Below are 18,563 nucleotides of genomic sequence, written 5' to 3'. Positions count from 1 at the left end.
CCGCACTGGGGGGCTGGAGGCAGGTTATTTCTGAGGAATTGGCTATACCTGTAACTTCACGTTTCGGCGATAAACGCCAAGGAGTTGCGCCATGAAGCTAGGGCTGATGATCAGTGCGTTGTGTATTGCCTCACTCGGGGTGGCCGGTTGCGCGAGTAAAGTCCCACAGCCGGACGAGTATTCGGGGTTTCTTTCGGACTACAGCCAGTTGAAGGAAGCCAAGTCGCCATCGGGCGTAGAGGTGATGCGCTGGGTCGATCCCAAGCTGAATCTGAAGCGCTACACCTCGGTGTATATCGAACCGACCCAGTTTTTCCCCAAGCCCCAAGCCACGGCGCAAATCCCCGAAGACACCTTGCGCAGCATCAACGAGTACTACAACCAGGCGCTAAAGCGTGAGCTGGTCAAGTCATTGCCACTGGCCAGCGCTCCGGGCCCCGGGGTGATCGTGGTACGGGCGGCGATCACGGCGGTCAGTCGCAAGACTGAAGGCCTCAAGCCCTATGAATTCATTCCGGTGGCCCTGGTGGCAGCAGCGGTGAGTACCGGCACAGGGATTCGCGACCAGGAAACCACCTTGGGCACCGAGGCGCAGTTTCTCGATGGTGACAGTGGGCGGGTGCTTGCCCAGGTTGTGCGCAAAGGCACTGGCAAGCCGCTGGACAACGATAGCCAGGTCATGAAAGCGGCTGACGTGAAGGGGGTGATAGACGGCTGGGCGGCTGATTTGCACCAGTCCTACTCGAAGTTCAAGGCCAAATAGCGAGCGCGAACAGTGGCTTGTGGTGAGCGGGCTGGCCCCAGTCTCGTTTCAGGGTCGCTTCGCGCCCCAGCGGGAGCAAGCCCCCTCGCCACAACAAGGCTGCCTACGGACACCTGGGTGCGATCAGCCGCCCACCAGCATGCCTTTGACTTTGTCGCGCAGTTGCTCAATGGAGAACGGCTTGGCAATCATCTGCACACCGCCAGGCAACTCGATGTTTTCGGCATAGCCACTGGCAAGCAGGATGGGCAGGGCTGGGCGCAATGTGCGGGTTTTTACCGCCAGTTCCTTGCCATTCATGCCCGGCAGGCCCCAGTCGGTCATCATCAGGTCGATCACATGGGCGCTGTCTTCCAAGAACGCCAGCGCCGCTTCGGCGTCTGCAGCCTCAAGCACCTTGAACTCCAATTCTTCGAGGACATCGACGATCAACATGCGCACGATGGCGTCGTCTTCGACGACAAGGATGGTGGAGGCTGCGGACATAGTGAGGGTTCCCAGATAGTGGAGGTACAGGTCTTGAGCAGTTGAAAGACCATCCTCTAGTGAGTTGCGTCGATCCCGGCAAGTTCCCGAAACAGGGCGGGCATTGTGCCGATAATCAGGCTTGATGTCCTGGCTGTGTCGTTGAAATACGGCAGAAACATAGCCCTTGTGGTCGATTTTGGGGCAAACTTCCGGTTTTTCCGCACTTGGCCAAGGCACGCCCATGACTCCCGCTTCGTCAGTCGATGAAAACAGCTTCCGCAAACTCCTGAGCCGCAACGTGGCTTTGCCGTTGGGTGTGGGCGTGCTCAGCGCGGTGTTTTTCGTGTGCCTGATCACCTATCTGTTGTCGGTGATCCAGTGGGTGGAGCACACGGACCGGGTGATCAATAACCTTAATGAGACCGCAAAACTGACGGTGGATCAGGAAACCGGCATGCGCGGGTTCCTGATTACCGGCGACGAGCATTTCCTCGACCCCTACGAGGTGGCCAAGCCGCGGATCATTTCCGATCTGCGCAATTTGCAGTCGTTGGTTGCGGATAACCCCCAGCAAGTGGATCGTCTCAAGCGCCTGGAGTCATTGCAGCTGGAGTGGAACAACTACGCCCAGACGATGATCGACATGCAACGGCAAAACGGCGACTACCGTGGCGCGGTGAAGGCCGGGCGGGGTAAGCGTCTGACCGACGAGATCCGCAAGGAATACGACGCAGCGATTGCCATGGAGCAGCAGTTCCGGCTCGAGCGTAATGAGGACGTGACCCGCACCACGGTATTCAGTGTGGCGATTTACTTGCTGTTCGTGTTGGGCTTGAGCGGCTTCCTGGCCTATGTCGGAAGGAAGAATCTATTAGCTCTTTCAGACAGTTACAGTGCCAACCTGGCCTCGCAGATGAAGATTGCCAAGCGCCTGGAACAGCAGGCCTGGCTGCGCAATGGCCAGACCGAGCTGGCCGAACAGGTGCTTGGCCAACTGACCCTGAACCTGCTGGGGCGCAATATCCTGCAGTTCTGTGCCCAATACATGGGCTCGGTGGTGGCCGCGCTGTATGTGCGTGAGGAGCACGGTGGCCTCAAGCGCGTGGCGACGTATGGCTTCTCCCGTGAACAGGAGCAGCAGGAGCAGGCGATCTACCGCGACGAGGGCATCGTCGGCCAGGCTGCCCAGCAGCATCGCTTGATTCGCCTGGATGATGTGCCGGTGGACTACTTCAAGGTCAGCTCCGGCCTGGGCGATGGCGCACCGCGCAGCGTACTGGTGGTGCCGACCAGCGATGATGATCGGGTCAACGGGGTGATCGAGCTGGGCTTTCTGCGCGCACTGGACGAGCGCGATGTGGAGTTGCTGGAACTGATCGCCGGCAATATCGGCACGTCCATCGAGGCGGCGCGCTATCGCCAGCGCCTCCAGGAAGTGCTGGCCGAGACCCAGCAGCTCAATGAAGAGCTGCAAGTGCAGCAGGAAGAGCTCAAGACCGCCAACGAGGAGCTGGAAGAGCAGTCGCGCATCCTCAAGGAGTCCCAGACCCACCTGGAAACCCAGCAGGCCGAGCTGGAACAGACCAACGAACAGTTGGCCGATCAGGCCCAGATCCTCGCCGACCAGCGCGACGCCATGGACCGCAAGAACGTCGAGCTCAATCGCGTGCAGGTCGAGCTGGAGGAGCGCGCCGATGAGTTGCAGCGCTCGAGCAAGTACAAGTCCGAATTCCTGGCCAATATGTCCCATGAGCTGCGTACGCCGCTCAACAGCTCGCTGATCCTGGCCAAGTTGCTGGCGGAGAACTCCGAGGAAAACCTCAGTGCCGAACAGGTCAAGTTTGCCGAGTCGATCTACTCGGCGGGTAACGACCTGCTCAACCTGATCAACGACATCCTGGATATCGCCAAGGTCGAGGCCGGCAAGCTCGATATGCGCCCCGAGAACACCAGCGTGGCGCGCCTGGCCGAGGGCTTGCGCGGGATGTTCGAGCCGTTGGCCAGCGACCGCAAGCTGGGTTTCCAGGTGGAGGTCCAGGCCGGCGCGCCACTGATGCTGTTCACTGACCGCCAGCGTCTGGAACAGATCCTCAAGAACCTGCTGTCCAATGCGGTCAAGTTCACCGAGAAGGGCCAGGTCAGCCTGACCATTTCCCGTCAGCCGGGGGAGGGTATCGCCTTTACCGTGCGCGACTCCGGGATCGGCATCGCCCTGGACCAGCAGGAAAGCATCTTCGAGGCGTTCCGCCAGGCTGATGGCACCACCAACCGTCGTTATGGCGGTACGGGCCTGGGGCTGTCGATTTCCCGTGACCTGGCCACCTTGCTTGGCGGCTATATCAATGTCACCAGTGAGCCGGGCCAGGGCAGTATCTTCACCCTGGTGCTGCCGGAGCAGTATGTGGAGCGCGACGAAGACGCGCCGGCTATCGAGCAGCCGCGGGCCGTGACGGTTGCTCCCGCACCCGTGGCGCCAGTGAAGATTTCGCCGCTGCCGATGGCTGACGAAGCATTGATACCGCGTTTTGCCGACGACCGCGAGCTGGCACCGTTCGCCACCCGTTGCATCCTGGTGGTGGAAGATGAGCCGAACTTTGCGCGGATCCTCTTCGACCTGGCCCATGAACTGGGCTACCACTGCCTGGTGGCCCATGGTGCGGACGAGGGCTACAACCTCGCCGAGCAGTACCTGCCCGACGCGATCCTGCTGGACATGCGCCTGCCGGACCACTCCGGGCTCACCGTGCTGCAACGCCTCAAGGAGCACGCCGAGACCCGCCACATCCCGGTGCATGTGATTTCCGTGGAGGATCGCGTGGAGGCCGCCATGCATATGGGCGCCATCGGCTATGCCGTCAAGCCCACCACCCGCGAAGAGCTCAAGGACGTGTTTGCACGCCTGGAGGCCAAGCTGACGCAGAAGGTCAAACGCATCCTGCTGGTGGAAGACGACGACTTGCAGCGCGAGAGCATCGCCCGCCTGATCGGCGATGAAGACATTGAAATCACCGCCGTCGGCTTCGCCCAGGAAGCATTGGACCTGCTGCGCAGCACGGTCTACGACTGCATGATCATCGACCTCAAGCTGCCGGACATGCTCGGTAACGAGTTGCTCAAGCGCATGGCCACCGAGGATATCTGTTCGTTCCCGCCGGTGATCGTCTACACCGGGCGCAACCTGACCCGGGACGAAGAGGCTGAGCTGCGCAAGTATTCGCGCTCGATCATCATCAAGGGCGCACGTTCACCTGAACGGTTGCTGGATGAAGTGACACTCTTTTTGCACAAAGTCGAATCCCAGCTGTCCCAGGAGCGGCAGAAGATGCTCAAGACCGCCCGCAGTCGCGACAAGGTCTTCGAGGGGCGCAAGGTGCTGCTGGTGGACGACGATGTACGCAACATCTTCGCCCTCACCAGCGCCCTGGAGCACAAGGGCGCGATTGTGGTCATTGGCCGTAACGGCCGTGAGGCCATCGAGAGACTCAATGAGGTCGAGGACATCGACCTGGTGTTGATGGACGTGATGATGCCGGAGATGGACGGCTACGAAGCCACCGCCCTGATCCGCCAGGATCCACGCTGGCGCAAGCTGCCGATCATCGCGGTGACGGCCAAGGCGATGAAAGACGACCAGGAACGCTGCCTCGCGGCGGGCTCCAACGATTACCTGGCCAAGCCCATTGACCTGGACCGCCTGTTCTCGCTGATCCGGGTGTGGTTGCCCAAGATGGAACGCATTTAAGTGGAAATACACTAAGTGGATCGAAGTACTGATATTGAACTGCGCTTGCTGATCGAGGCGATTTACCTCAAGTACAGCTATGACTTTCGCGACTACTCAGGGGCTTCGGTCAAGCGCCGTGTGGCCCATGCCTTGCGCCAGTTCGACTGCAAGACCATTTCGGCCTTGCAGGAGCGGGTGTTGCACGATCCCACGGCCTTTATGCAGTTGCTGCAGTTCCTGACCATTCCGGTCAGCGAGATGTTTCGTGATCCGTCGCACTTCCTGGCAATTCGCCAGGAAGTGGTGCCACTGCTCAAGACCTATCCGTCGATCAAGATCTGGATCGCCGGTTGCAGCACGGGGGAGGAGGTGTACTCCATGGCTATCCTGCTGCGTGAGGAGGGGCTGCTCGAACGCACGATCATCTATGCCACTGATATCAACCCCAGCTCCCTGGAAAAGGCCAAGCAGGGGATCTTCTCCCTGGAGAGTGTGCGAGCCTATACCCACAACTACCAGCAGGCGGGCGGGCAGCGGTCGTTTGCCGATTACTATACGGCGGCCTACGATTACGCAATCTTCGACAAGACTCTGCGCGAGAACGTAACGTTCGCCGACCACAGCCTGGCGACGGATAGCGTATTCTCAGAAACGCAATTAATTTCATGTCGTAACGTACTGATTTATTTCAATAAAAAGTTGCAGGATAGGGCCTTTGGATTGTTTCATGAGTCACTGTGTCATCGTGGCTTCCTGGTGCTGGGCAGTAAGGAAACCCTGGACTTCTCCGCCTACAGCAAACAGTTCGAACCCCTGGTCAAGCAAGAACGGATCTACCGCAAATCATGAATGAAGCAGCTGCCAGCCCGGCCTTGGTGTCGGGTGTCCAAGCCATTGTCGTTGGCGCTTCCGCCGGCGGGGTCGAGGCGTTGCTGAGTGTTTTCGGGGCCTTGGCGCCCGGGTTCAACCTACCGATCATCGCCGTGCTGCACTTGCCGGATGAGCGTCGCAGCCAGTTGGCAGAAGTCTTTGATCGGCGTCTGGCAATACCGGTAGTAGAAGCCCGGGACAAGGAAACGATCCAGCCCGGCACCCTGTATTTTGCCACCCCTGGCTACCACCTGTCGGTGGAGCATGACCACAGCCTGTCCTTGAGCCAGGAAGAGCGCGTGCATCACTCCCGCCCGGCCATTGATTATCTGTTCGAGTCGGCCGCCGACGTCTATGGCCCGAACCTGCTGGCGATCCTGCTGACCGGCGCCAACCAGGATGGCGCGCGCGGCCTGGCCCAGGTCAAGCAGCTCGGCGGTACCACCGTCATCCAGGACCCTGCGGAGGCCCGGGTGGCCGTAATGCCCATGGCGGCCCTGGCGCTGCATACCCCTGACCATATTCTCACCTTGAGCCGCATTGGCGATTTGCTGGCTTCCCTGGAACCCTCCTCATGCTAAGTACTATCCAGGCCAAACTGCTGATCGTCGACGATCTGCCGGAAAACCTGCTGGCCCTTGAAGCGCTGATCAAGCGCGAGGACCGTCATGTCTACAAGGCATTGAGTGCCGACGAAGCTTTGTCGCTGCTGTTGGAGCACGAGTTCGCCATGGCCATTCTCGACGTGCAGATGCCCGGCATGAATGGCTTCGAACTGGCCGAAATGATGCGCGGCACCGAAAAGACCAAGAACATTCCCATCGTGTTTGTCAGCGCCGCCGGTCGTGAGCTCAACTACGCCTTCAAAGGCTATGAGAGCGGTGCGGTGGACTTCCTGCACAAGCCGCTGGACATCCATGCGGTCAAGAGCAAGGTCAATGTGTTCGTCGACCTGTATCGCCAGAGCAAGGCCATGAAGCTGCAGGTCGAAGCCCTGGAGCACAGTCGCCGCGAGCAGGAACTGTTGCTCAACCGCCTGCAGGCGACCCAGGCGGAACTGGAGCAGGCGGTGCGCATGCGCGATGACTTCATGTCGATCGTCGCCCACGAGGTGCGCACGCCCCTCAACGGCCTGATCCTGGAAACCCAGCTGCGCAAGATGCACCTGGCTCGGGATAACGCGGCCGCCTTTACCCTGGACAAGATGCACGCCATGGTCGACCGCGATGAGCGGCAGATCCAGAGCCTGATCCGCTTGATCGAAGACATGCTCGACGTCTCGCGGATCCGCACCGGCAAATTGTCGATCCGCCCGGGGCATTTCGACCTGGCGCAGTTGGTGCGCAACCTGCTGGAGAACTTTGCCCCACAAGTGGCAGCGGCCGAGTCGTCGGTGCAACTGGATGCGCCGCAGCCGGTGGAGGGCAAGTGGGATGAGTTTCGTATTGAGCAGGTGGTCTCCAACTTGCTGACCAATGCCCTGCGCTACGGCGCCAAGAGCCCGGTGACGGTGCGGGTGTACGCCGAACATGACGAGGCCAGGGTGGAAGTACGGGATCACGGCATCGGCATCAGCGAAGACAATCAGAAGCGGATTTTCCAGCAGTTCGAGCGGGTGTCCGCCAACCATGCGGTGGCAGGGCTGGGCCTGGGGCTGTTTATCTCTGAGCAGATCGTTGCGGCCCACGGCGGCACGATTGAAGTCGAGAGCCGGATAGGCGAGGGCGCATTGTTCCGTGTGTGCCTGCCTTTAGCGGGCGCGGCGTGAAATCAATCGTCAGCCAGACGCAACCTCTGCGTGACCCAAGGGTCGTATCAGCAGCAATTGACCGGACAAAGGCTTCCCATGAGTGAAGATGCGCAAGATGTTGTACTGATCGTCGAGGACGACGAGTCGATCATGTTCGTATTGGGCGAGTACCTTTCGGGCCTGGGGTACCGGGTACTGAAGGCCATCAACGGCGAGCAGGCCTTTGAAATCCTCGCTTCCAAGCCCCACCTGGACTTGATGGTGACTGACTATCGCCTGCCTGGCGGAATTTCCGGGGTGCAGATTGCCGAGCCCGCGATCAAGCTGCGGCCGGAGCTGAAGGTGATCTTTATCAGTGGTTATCCGCAGGAGATCCTCGACTGCAATAGCCCGATTACGCGCAATGCACCGATCCTGGCCAAGCCGTTTGATCTTGATACGTTGCAGGAGCATATCCAACGGTTGTTGGCGTGAAGTAAAAAACCAGCACTGGCTTGCCGATAATCAGCATGCAGCCGTCTTCACCAAGGCCCGCGTGCTACGCGCACCTGCTGCCTGATCGCTGTGCGATGCGGGAGCCTGGCTCCCGCTGTGCTCATCCGTGTCACGTCGCAATCATCTCCCGCACCTTCGCCGTCAGCAGGTCGAAGGTAAAGGGCTTGGTGATCAACTGCATGCCCGGATCCAGGAACCCCCCGCGCACCGCCGCATGCTCGGCATACCCGGTAATGAACAACACCTTCAAGTCCGGGCGAATCTGCCTGCAGATCTCTGCCAACTGGCGACCGTTCATCCCCGGCAACCCTACATCACTGATCAATAGATCAATGCGCTGGCTGGATTCGATAATCGGTAGCGCACTGTCAGCATCCGCGGCTTCGACAAAGGCATAGCCCAGCTCACTCAGCACCTGGCTCACCAGCACCCGTACCGCCGGGTCATCCTCGACGATCAGCACGGTTTCACCGGCGTTGGCGAATGGCGGCAGGGTCGAGTCGAGGGGGACATCGGCGGTGACTTCACCGACAAAGCGCGGCAGGAACAGGCTCACCGTGGTGCCTTTGCCGACCTCGCTGTGGAGGATCACATGGCCATGGGACTGGCGGGCGAAGCCGTAGATCATCGACAAACCCAGGCCGGTGCCCTGGCCGATGGGCTTGGTGGTGAAGAAGGGGTCGAAGGCTCGGTTGATGACGTTTTCCGGCATGCCGCAGCCGGTGTCACTGACACTCAGCTCCACGTAGTCGCCGGGGGTTAAAGTGCCGTAGGCGGCGGTAAACACGTTGTCGAGGTGGCGATTACGGGTTTCCACCACCAGCCGACCACCATCAGGCATCGCGTCCCGGGCATTCAGGGCCAGATTGAGCAGGGCGCTTTCCAGTTGATTGGGGTCGGCTTCGGCGGTCCACAGCTGCCCGCTCAACTGCATGTCGAGCACGATGCTTTCATTGAGGCTGCGTTGCAGCAGTTCGCCCATGGAGGTCACCAGTTGGTTGATCTCCACCGGCTTGGAATCCAGCGACTGGCGGCGGGAAAACGCCAGCAGGCGGTGGGTCAGGCCGGCGGCGCGGTTGGCCGAGGTCACACCCAGGTCGATCAGGCTGTCGAGGTCATCCAGGCGGCCCCGGGCCAGGCGCCGGCGCAGCAGCTCCAGGCTGCCGATAATCCCGGTGAGCATGTTATTGAAGTCGTGGGCGATGCCGCCGGTCAATTGACCGACGGCTTCCATTTTTTGTGACTGGCGCAAGGCTTCTTCGTTGCTGCGCAATTGCGCAGTGCGTTCTTCGACTTGTTGTTCAAGGGTTTCCAGGGTGCTTTGCAGGCGCAGTTCGCTCTGGCTCAGGTCGATCAGGCGGTCGCGGGCTTCGTACTGTCGTCGCCGCCCGCGCAGGGCGGTGGTCACCAGACTGATCAGGGTCACCGGGTGAAACGGCCGCTCCAGCAAGGTGATGTTGCCCAGCCTGGCACTCAAGTGCGATGAGGCGTTCTGTTCGGTGCCACCATGGTGGGTCAGCAGTACGATGGGCAGGTCCGACCAGGCTGGCTGCTGTTGCAGATACTCCAGCAGCGGCTCCAGCCCGACTCCGTGCAACGCTTCGGCGGCGATGATCAGCAGGCCCGCGCCTTGTTCCAGTTCATCGCAGAGCGATAACAGGTTGGGGGCTGCAATGCCGCTGAAACCTGCTTCGTTGAGCATCATCAGCGCCAGCGTGCTGTCCCGTCCCAAGGGCGCGAGAATGATCGCGCGCTCGGAAATGGCCGGCAGGCTGCTCACAAGCGCTCATCCTTGAGCAGCGGGTTGCCGGCACCCATGTAGGTGGGGACGCCGCGCAGCACGCCCTGGAAGGCTTCAATGGGCTCGCCGATAGTCATGCCCTGGCTGCCGATGCGGTATTCGCGAATGGTCGATTCATGGCTGCCGGTGCGTTTCTTGATGATGGAAATGGCCCGTCGCACTTTGCCCAGGGCCTCGAAGTAGCGCAGCAGGATCACGGTGTCGGCCAGATAGGTGATATCCACCGGCGCTTGCATGTCGCCGACCAACCCGTGCTGGGCCACGGTCATGAAGGTCGCTGCGCCCCGGCGGTTGAGGTACAGCAACAGCTCGTGCATGTGCAGCACCAAGGCGTTTTCCTCGGGCATGGCCGCCTGATAACCGTTGATGCTGTCGATAACCACGGTCTTGATCTGGCGCTCATCCACGCAGCGCCGTACCCGGTGGGAAAATTCTCCGGGCGACAGCTCGGCGGCGTCTACCTGCTCGATCAGCAGATTGCCGGTGGCTTGTAGGGCAGCCAGGTCGATGCCTATGTTGTTCATGCGGTCGAACAACAGGCCCAGTTCTTCATCGAAAATAAACAGAGCGGCTTTTTCGCCACGGGCCACCGCGGCAGCGGCGAAGATCATCGAGATCAGCGACTTGCCGGTACCGGCAGGGCCGAGGATCAGGGTGCTGGAGCCGGTCTCGATACCGCCGCCCAGCAGCGCATCCAGCTCGCGAATGCCGCTGGTCAGGGTCTGGCGGTTGTAGCCACTGCGGTGCTCGGCGGCCACCAGACGCGGGAACACATGCACGCCGTCTTGCATAATGGTGAAATCGTGGAAGCCGCCGCGATACTTCTGGCCCCGGTACTTAACCACCCGGACCCGGCGTCGTTCCGCGCCGTAGTTGGGGGTCAGTTCTTCCAGGCGGACCACCCCGTGGGCCACGCTGTGCACGGTTTTATCCAGGGATTCGGTGGTCAGGTCATCCAGCAGCAGCACGGTGGCGTCGTAGCGCACGAAGTAGTGCTTGATCGCCAGGATCTGCCGGCGATAGCGCAACGAGCTTTGCGCCAGCAGGCGGATTTCCGAGAGGCTGTCGATCACCACGCGGGTCGGCTTGACCCGTTCCACCACCTCGAAAATCTGCCGGGTGGCCTCGCCCAGCTCCAGGTCGGAGGAGTACAGCAGGCTTTGCTGATGCTCGGCATTGAGCAGGCTTTCGGGTGGGGTCAGTTCAAAGATATGGATATGTTCATCCAGCTCCCAACCGTGGGACTGGGCACCCTGGCGCAGCTCGCGCTCGGTTTCCGACAGGGTGATATACAGCGATCGTTCCCCGGCCTTGGCCCCGGCCTGGAGAAAATGCAGGGCCACGGTGGTCTTGCCGGTGCCGGGCTCACCTTCGAGCAGGAACAGATGGCTACGCGATAGCCCCCCGGAAAGAATGTCATCAAGACCTTCGATGCCGGTGGCCGCCTTTGCTGTGAACAGCTCTTTGGATGTAGACAAGAAGTGCCCTCGGGTCACGTATAAGTTGAGCGGCGTGCCGGCTAAGGCGCGCCATATTCACTTGACCGTGGGGCTGTGGGGCGGTTCAACGTTTTCTCGTTTTTGTGCAGGCCAATCCACAGTTTTCAATGCCTGCAGCGCTTCAAAGGCCCTGCTGCAGCGCGGGATCGTCCGGGTTTTGCTGCTCCAGTTGGGCCAGCAGTACCTGCACGTTCTGCAACTGGCCGCTTTCCTTCCAGTAGTTGATCAACAGCACCCGTGCCTTGCGGTTGGCGGGATGGCGCTGGACGATTTCTTCCAACTGGCGCTGGGCGGCTTCCAGTTCCTCCTGGTCATGCAAGGTGGTGGCCAGGTCGTAGCGGTAATCCTGATTGTCGGGCTCCAGCTCCACCGCCTTGGACAGGCCCAGCAGTGCGTATTCCCGTTCGCCATGGTGCAGCAGCCACATGCCCAGGGCGTGTTGCAGATAGGCTGACTCGGGGTGGGCTTGCAGTTGGGTGGCGAGGATCTGGCGCGAGTCATCGACCTTGCCCTGTTTATCCAGCAACTCGATGCGTGAAACCACCGCCGGCAGGTTGTCCGGGTCCAGGCGCAGCGCCTGCTCCAGGGCATGTTGGGCCTCGGGCAACAGGGCGCTGTGGATGTACAGGCGCGCCAGCTGGATCCAGCCATCAGGGCTTTCGGGCTGGGCCTTGAGGTACTTTACATACTCATCCAGCACGAGCTGCAAGGGGCCGAAATACAGGCCCAGGGTGTCGGGCGACAGGCCCAGCAGGGCGTTGGCGGCGGCAAATCGCACGCTTTGCTCGTCATCCTCGAGCAACGGGCCCAGCAACAGGGTGCGTTGGCCGCTGGGCACCAGGCCGACAATGCTGGCAATGGCTGCCTGGCGCACCAGGGGGGATGGGTGGCTCAAGTCCTTGTCCGCCAGCTTCAAGGCCTGGGGGCTTGGGTAGTTGTGCAATTCGCTGTGCAGGGCGGCGCGGCGCACGTCGGACAGGTCTGGTCGCGCCAGTTGCTGATAGAGCACGCGCGCGGCGCCGGGTTCGCCGTTATGCGCTTTTTTCAGGGCTTTGGAGTAACCGTGGGCAACAGCCGGCGGCACGGACACGCTCGGGCTGCGGGAGAAATACCAAAAAACCAGTACCACCAATAACAGGGCGCTCAGGCCGATGATCGCGTAACGGCGTGACTTTGACATGCAGGCGTCCGAAAGCTGGGCAGCTAGTGCAAAGCGCTCAGCTTCGGTCAGACACCGGCGAGTGTCAAACCCGCGTCACGTCAGCACATAGTCCACGGGCTCCAGGGGCGCTGGCAGGGCAGTTTCGCCCAGGGCGGCGAGGATCTCCCGTTCCAGGGTGCGCACGATGGCATTGCACGGCAGGTCGTTCTCGTCGAAGCCGAAGGGGTCCTCCAGGTCATCGCCGATTTCATCCAGACCAAAGAAGGTGTAGCTGACGATGGCAGTAAAAATCGGCGTCAGCCAACCCAGGGGCTCGGCCATGGCAAAGGGCAGCAGGATGCAGAACAGATAGATGGTGCGGTGCAGCAGCAACGTGTAGGGGAAGGGCAGCGGTGTGCTCTTGATCCGTTCGCACGCCGCCTGGACTTGGCTGAGCCCCACCAGGCGGGTTTCCAGCTGGGTGTAGCGCCAGTCGCTGATCCGCCCCTGTTGCGCGGCATCCGAGCAGTGGGCGCCGAGGGTTTGCAGGATCCGGTCCGGCAGGTTCGGGTGGCCGGGCTCGACATTGACCCACGGCTGGATGGCACGGGCCTCGTCTTCCAGGCGCAGGCGCGCCACCAGGCCATGGGCAAAACCACACAGGCCGCGCAACAGCCCCTCGCGCTCGCCGGGCTGAGTGAAAACCTGGGTTTCGCGGATCAGCGAGCGGATTTCAATGACCATCTGCCCCAGTTGCTTGCGGCCTTCCCACCAGCGGTCGTAGCAGGCGTTGTTGCGAAAACTCATGAAAATCGACAGCGACAGCCCGAGCAGGGTGAACGGCGTGGCGTTGACCTTGGAGAAATAGGCCGGGTGCAGGGTTTCCACCAGCACGATCACCGAGGCCAGCAGGGTCACCAGCAGGCTGCGCAGGGCAATACGCTTGGCAATCGAACCCTTGAGGGAGAACAGGATGCCGAATAGGTTGGGTTTGGGGCGAACAATCATCGAGGGGCTTCTTCGTGGCGCAGGCCCTCAGATTAGAAGCCGGCGGGCGGGGCGTCCAATCGCTTGCGTTGACCGGCTGATTGTTGGCCTCTATGACGCAACGGTTTGGTCCATGGCGCCATTGGCCAAACCAGTCAGCCACATTGAAAGCTTTGACCATTGTCCCTGCGCCGCTCTGGCGCCACTATTTCCCCTGATTCAACCCCGCAAAAGCACGCCCCCCAAAACAACAAAAGACACAGGGATTTGCCACGATGCGCGATTATTTGGCTGCTACCACCCAGTTCAACTACCAGCAAACCGTCGAGGCCGCACTGGCCGGCCACTTGCAGGCGCTCAACGCCTGCGTCGAATGCTGCGACCGGCACGCGTTGCCGGGGCGCATTGCGTTGTTTTGGGAGGGCAAGGATGGCCGCAGCGCCACCGTGACCTTCAGCGAATTGCAGGATCAGGCGGCGCGTTTGGCCAACTTCCTCCTGGCCCAGGGCGTCAAGCGTGGCGACAAGGTCGCCGGCCTGTTGCCACGCACTGCCGAATTGCTGGTGACGGTGCTCGCCACCTGGCGCATCGGCGCGGTCTATCAACCGCTGTTCACGGCCTTTGGCCCCAAGGCCATCGAGCATCGCCTGAACAGCTCCGGCGCGGCGCTGGTGGTGACCGACGCGGTCAACCGCAGCAAGCTTGCCGAAGTCGCTGACTGCCCGACCATCGTCACCGTGGCCGGCGCCAAGGGCGAAGGCATTGTGCGCGGCGATTTCAGCTTCTGGGCCGAGTTGCCCAACTATTCGAATGTGTGCGAACCGGTACTGCTGGGCGCCGATGATCCATTCCTGCTGATGTTCACCTCTGGCACCACCGGCCCGTCGAAAGCCCTGGCCGTGCCGCTCAAGGCCCTGGTTGCGTTCCAGAGTTATACCCGCGACGCCGTGGACCTGCGCCCCGAAGACGCGTTCTGGAACGTCGCCGACCCGGGCTGGGCCTATGGCATCTACTTCGGTGTGACTGGGCCGTTGTCCATGGGCCATCCGATCACCTTCTACGATGGCCCGTTCACCCTGGAAAGCACCTGCCGGGTCATCAACAAATACGGGATCACCAACCTGACCGGTTCGCCCACGGCCTACCGCCTGCTGATCGCCGGTGGCGAACAGTTCGCGCGCTCGATCAAGGGCCGGTTGCGCATTGTCAGCAGCGCCGGCGAGCCGCTGAACCCGGAAGTGATCCGCTGGTTCGCCGATAACCTGGGGGTGACCATCCACGACCATTACGGCCAGACCGAACTGGGCATGGTCCTGTGCAACCACCACGGCCTGGAACACCCGGTGCATGTCGGCTCCGCCGGCTTTGCCTCGCCGGGGCACCGCATCGTGGTACTGGACGACAACCACCAGGAACTGCCCGCCGGCCAGCCCGGCATCCTGGCGATCGACCGCGAGCAGTCACCGATGTGCTGGTTCGCCGGCTATGAAGGGGTCAAGACCAAGGCCTTCGTCGGCAAGTACTACTTGAGCGGCGACACCGTGGAATTGAACCCCGATGGCAGCATCAGTTTTGTCGGGCGCAGCGACGATGTGATCACGACGTCTGGCTACCGGGTAGGACCGTTTGATGTGGAAAGCGCCTTGGTCGAGCACCCGGCGGTGATCGAAGCCGCGGTGGTCGGCAAGCCGGACGCCGAGCGCACCGAACTGGTCAAGGCTTTTGTGGTGATCAACAGCCAGTACCGCGCCGACGCCGCGTTGGCCGAGGAACTGCGCCTGCATGTGCGCAAGCGCCTGGCGGCCCACGCCTACCCACGGGAAATCGAATTTGTCAGCGACTTGCCCAAGACCCCGAGCGGCAAGCTGCAGCGGTTTATTTTGCGTAACCAGGAAATCGCCAAGGTCCAGGCAGCGACTACGGCTTGATCCCTTTTTAAGGAAACAACGATGCAGATTGAAAACAAGGTATTTATGGTCAGCGGCGGCGCTTCGGGCCTCGGCGCGGCTACCGCCGAAATGCTGGTGGCCGCAGGCGCCAAGGTGATGCTGGTGGACCTGAATGCCGACGCCGTGGCGGCCCAGGCTGCAAAACTGGGCGCGCAGGCGCGCAGTGTGGTCGCGGATATCAGCCAGGAAGCGGCCGCTGAAGCTGCGGTACAGGCCACGGTGGCGGCGTTTGGCGCCCTGCATGGCCTGGTCAACTGCGCGGGGGTGGTGCGCGGCGAGAAAATCCTCGGCAAGAATGGGCCCCATGCCCTGGCCAGCTTTGCCCAGGTGATCAACGTCAACCTGGTCGGCAGCTTCAACCTGCTGCGCCTGGCCGCAGCGGCGATTGCCGAAACCACGGCGGATGTCGACGGTGAGCGCGGGGTGATCATCAACACCGCTTCGGTGGCGGCCTTCGACGGGCAGATCGGCCAGGCCGCCTACGCGGCGTCCAAGGGCGCGATTGCCAGCCTGACCCTGCCCGCCGCCCGTGAACTGGCGCGCTTCGGCATCCGCGTGATGACCATCGCCCCGGGCATTTTTGAAACACCGATGATGGCCGGCATGACCCCGGAGGTTCGTGACTCCCTGGCGGCCGGCGTGCCGTTCCCGCCACGCCTGGGCAAACCGGCCGAATACGCCGCGCTGGCCCGGCATATCATTGAAAACAGCATGCTCAATGGCGAGGTGATCCGTCTTGACGGGGCCTTGCGCATGGCGGCCAAGTAAGGAGGATTTGTCATGACTCAGCTTCACGATCCGATTGTTGTTGTCAGCGCCGTACGCACGCCCATGGGCGGCTTCCAGGGCGACCTCAAGGGCCTGACCGCGCCGCAACTGGGCGCCGCCGCGATTCGTGCGGCTGTCGAGCGCGCCGGTATCGCCCACGACGCCGTGGATGAAGTGCTGTTCGGTTGCGTGCTGCCCGCCGGTCTCGGCCAGGCCCCGGCACGCCAGGCCGCGCTGGGTGCCGGCCTGGATAAATCGACACGTTGCACCACCCTCAACAAAATGTGCGGTTCGGGCATGGAGGCGGCGATTCTCGCCCATGACTCGCTGCTGGCCGGCAGCGTGCAGGTGGTGATCGCCGGCGGCATGGAAAGCATGTCCAATGCCCCGTACCTGCTGGATCGGGCCCGTAGCGGCTACCGCATGGGCCATGGCCGGGTGCTTGACCATATGTTCCTCGACGGCCTCGAAGACGCCTATGACAAGGGCCGCCTGATGGGCACCTTTGCCGAGGATTGCGCCGAGGCCAATGGCTTTACTCGCGAAACCCAGGATGCGTTTGCCATTGCCTCGCTGACCCGCGCCCAGCAGGCGATCAGTGCCGGGCGTTTCAGCGCCGAGATCGTCCCGGTGCAGGTCACCGTGGGCAAGGAACAAAAGACCATCACTGACGACGAGCAGCCGCCCAAGGCGCGCCTGGACAAGATCGCCACCTTGAAGCCGGCGTTCCGCGAAGGCGGCACGGTGACGGCGGCCAACTCCAGCTCGATCTCCGACGGCGCGGCGGCCTTGCTGATGATGCGCCAGTCCGAAGCGCAGAAGCGTGGGCTCAAGCCTCTGGCAGTGATCCACGGCCATGCGGCCTTTGCCGATGAGCCGGGGCTGTTCCCGGTGGCGCCGGTGGGGGCGATTCGCAAGCTGATGAGCAAGACCGGCTGGGACCTGGGCGATGTCGACCTGTTCGAGATCAACGAAGCCTTTGCCGTGGTCAGCCTGGTGACCATGAGCAAGCTGGAAATCCCCCACGACAAGGTCAACGTCCACGGTGGGGCGTGTGCCCTGGGGCATCCGATTGGCGCATCCGGCGCGCGGATCCTCGTGACCCTGCTTTCAGCGCTGCGCCAGCGGGGCCTCAAGCGCGGCGTTGCAGCCATCTGCATCGGCGGCGGTGAAGCCACGGCCATGGCCGTCGAATGCCTGGATTAAGGAATTTTTATGTTGCCCAATGATGAACAACTGCAAATCAGCGACGCGGCCCGGCAATTCGCCCAGGAGCGGCTCAAACCGTTCGCTGCCGAGTGGGACCGCGAGCATCGCTTCCCCAGGGAGGCTATCGCTGAGATGGCCGAGCTGGGCTTTTTCGGCATGCTCGTGCCGGAACAGTGGGGCGGCTGCGACACCGGCTACCTGGCCTATGCCATGGCCCTGGAAGAGGTCGCTGCCGGTGATGGCGCCTGCTCGACCATCATGAGCGTGCACAACTCGGTGGGCTGCGTGCCCATCCTCAAGTTCGGCAATGACCAGCAGAAAGAACAATTCCTCAAACCCCTGGCCAGCGGCGCAATGCTCGGTGCGTTTGCCTTGACCGAGCCCCAGGCCGGGTCCGATGCCAGCAGCCTGAAAACCCGCGCGCGTCTTGAAGGCGATCATTACGTGCTCAATGGCTGCAAACAGTTCATCACCTCCGGGCAGAACGCCGGGGTGGTGATTGTATTTGCCGTGACCGATCCTGCGGCCGGCAAGCGTGGGATCAGCGCGTTTATCGTGCCCACTGACTCGCCGGGCTACACCGTCGCGCGGGTCGAGGACAAGCTGGGCCAGCATGCGTCCGACACCTGTCAGATTCTGTTTGAGGATGTGAAGGTGCCGGTCGCCAACCGCCTGGGCGAGGAGGGCGAAGGCTACAAAATCGCCCTGGCCAACCTGGAGGGCGGTCGCGTGGGTATTGCCTCGCAATCAGTGGGCATGGCCCGTGCGGCGTTCGAAGCTGCCCGGGATTACGCCCGTGAGCGGGAAAGCTTCGGCAAACCGCTGATCGAGCACCAGGCTGTAGCGTTTCGCCTGGCGGACATGGCCACCCAGATCGCCGTGGCCCGGCAGATGGTGCACTACGCGGCGGCCCTGCGCGACAGCGGCAAGCCTGCGCTGGTGGAGGCGTCCATGGCCAAGCTGTTTGCCTCGGAAATGGCCGAGAAAGTCTGTTCTGCCGCCTTGCAAACCCTGGGTGGATACGGTTACCTGAGCGACTTCCCGTTGGAGCGGATCTACCGTGATGTGCGGGTCTGCCAGATTTATGAAGGCACCAGTGATATTCAGCGCATGGTCATTTCGCGCAATCTTTGAAGAGG

The 18,563-nt window shown here is 61.8% G+C and carries 15 protein-coding genes; 10 read left to right on the top strand and 5 right to left on the bottom strand.

From position 1 onward, the window contains the following. The first annotated feature begins 91 nt into the window (after positions 1–91). On the top strand, positions 92–763 hold the full coding sequence (locus PSFL_RS04360) for a DUF3313 domain-containing protein (RefSeq protein WP_115128137.1): 672 nt from the start codon (positions 92–94) through the stop codon (positions 761–763). A 123-nt stretch (positions 764–886) separates the two neighbouring features. Here the strand turns inward: PSFL_RS04360 and PSFL_RS04355 are convergent, their stop codons facing one another. Next, positions 887–1,249 carry a response regulator gene (locus PSFL_RS04355; RefSeq protein WP_057440079.1) on the bottom strand — a complete coding sequence of 121 codons (363 nt, stop codon included), beginning with the start codon at positions 1,247–1,249 and terminating at the stop codon, positions 887–889. 223 nt (positions 1,250–1,472) lie between these two features. Between PSFL_RS04355 and PSFL_RS04350 the strand changes: the two genes are divergently transcribed. From PSFL_RS04350 to PSFL_RS04330, 5 genes are all read left to right on the top strand, one after another. Continuing rightward, positions 1,473–4,973: a response regulator gene (locus PSFL_RS04350; protein ID WP_198848726.1), complete on the top strand. Its 3,501-nt coding sequence runs from the start codon at positions 1,473–1,475 to the stop codon at positions 4,971–4,973. Between the two features lie 15 nt (positions 4,974–4,988). Beyond that, the gene (locus tag PSFL_RS04345) at positions 4,989–5,804 is read left to right on the top strand and encodes a protein-glutamate O-methyltransferase CheR (RefSeq protein ID WP_057440081.1); all 816 of its coding nucleotides are present in this window, start codon (positions 4,989–4,991) and stop codon (positions 5,802–5,804) included. Beyond that, on the top strand, positions 5,801–6,406 hold the full coding sequence (locus PSFL_RS04340) for a chemotaxis protein CheB (protein ID WP_057440082.1): 606 nt from the start codon (positions 5,801–5,803) through the stop codon (positions 6,404–6,406). Before PSFL_RS04345 ends, PSFL_RS04340 begins: the two co-directional genes overlap by 4 nt. Next, positions 6,400–7,593: a hybrid sensor histidine kinase/response regulator gene (locus PSFL_RS04335; protein ID WP_057440083.1), complete on the top strand. Its 1,194-nt coding sequence runs from the start codon at positions 6,400–6,402 to the stop codon at positions 7,591–7,593. The genes PSFL_RS04340 and PSFL_RS04335 overlap by 7 nt, the downstream gene beginning before the upstream one ends. A 78-nt stretch (positions 7,594–7,671) precedes the next feature. Beyond that, the gene (locus PSFL_RS04330; RefSeq protein ID WP_057440084.1) at positions 7,672–8,049 is read left to right on the top strand and encodes a response regulator; all 378 of its coding nucleotides are present in this window, start codon (positions 7,672–7,674) and stop codon (positions 8,047–8,049) included. 130 nt (positions 8,050–8,179) lie between these two features. On the opposite strand, the gene PSFL_RS04325 is transcribed toward PSFL_RS04330, so the two are convergent. From PSFL_RS04325 to PSFL_RS04310, 4 genes are all read right to left on the bottom strand, one after another. Then, positions 8,180–9,850: a response regulator gene (locus PSFL_RS04325; RefSeq protein WP_170045617.1), complete on the bottom strand. Its 1,671-nt coding sequence runs from the start codon at positions 9,848–9,850 to the stop codon at positions 8,180–8,182. Next, a complete protein-coding gene (locus PSFL_RS04320; RefSeq protein ID WP_057440121.1) occupies positions 9,847–11,349 on the bottom strand; it encodes an ATPase domain-containing protein in 1,503 nt (500 codons plus the stop codon). The genes PSFL_RS04325 and PSFL_RS04320 overlap by 4 nt, the downstream gene beginning before the upstream one ends. A gap of 142 nt (positions 11,350–11,491) precedes the next feature. Further along, complete coding sequence (locus PSFL_RS04315) at positions 11,492–12,550, bottom strand: HEAT repeat domain-containing protein (RefSeq protein WP_057440085.1); 1,059 nt, start codon at positions 12,548–12,550, stop codon at positions 11,492–11,494. A 75-nt stretch (positions 12,551–12,625) separates the two neighbouring features. Further along, positions 12,626–13,519, bottom strand: coding sequence for a bestrophin family protein (locus tag PSFL_RS04310; RefSeq protein WP_115128142.1), 894 nt, complete (start codon positions 13,517–13,519; stop codon positions 12,626–12,628). A gap of 254 nt (positions 13,520–13,773) precedes the next feature. On the opposite strand from PSFL_RS04310, the gene PSFL_RS04305 reads away from it, so the two are divergent. The 4 genes from PSFL_RS04305 to PSFL_RS04290 are packed head-to-tail and all read left to right on the top strand — an operon-like array spanning position 13,774 to position 18,558. Further along, entirely contained in the window at positions 13,774–15,426 is a 1,653-nt protein-coding gene (locus PSFL_RS04305; protein WP_057440087.1) for an AMP-binding protein, read from the top strand. A 21-nt stretch (positions 15,427–15,447) separates the two neighbouring features. Continuing rightward, positions 15,448–16,215 carry an SDR family NAD(P)-dependent oxidoreductase gene (locus PSFL_RS04300; RefSeq protein ID WP_169961010.1) on the top strand — a complete coding sequence of 256 codons (768 nt, stop codon included), beginning with the start codon at positions 15,448–15,450 and terminating at the stop codon, positions 16,213–16,215. A 12-nt stretch (positions 16,216–16,227) separates the two neighbouring features. Beyond that, complete coding sequence (locus tag PSFL_RS04295; protein WP_169990081.1) at positions 16,228–17,421, top strand: acetyl-CoA C-acyltransferase; 1,194 nt, start codon at positions 16,228–16,230, stop codon at positions 17,419–17,421. A 9-nt stretch (positions 17,422–17,430) separates the two neighbouring features. Further along, the gene (locus tag PSFL_RS04290; protein ID WP_115128144.1) at positions 17,431–18,558 is read left to right on the top strand and encodes an acyl-CoA dehydrogenase; all 1,128 of its coding nucleotides are present in this window, start codon (positions 17,431–17,433) and stop codon (positions 18,556–18,558) included. Positions 18,559–18,563: the final 5 nt, after the last annotated feature.

It is taken from the genome of Pseudomonas sp. DD1, assembly GCF_044510355.1.
Lineage (GTDB): Bacteria > Pseudomonadota > Gammaproteobacteria > Pseudomonadales > Pseudomonadaceae > Aquipseudomonas > Aquipseudomonas shahriarae.
Note: the sequence above shows the minus strand (reverse complement) of the source record. Positions and strands in the feature narration are given on the sequence as shown.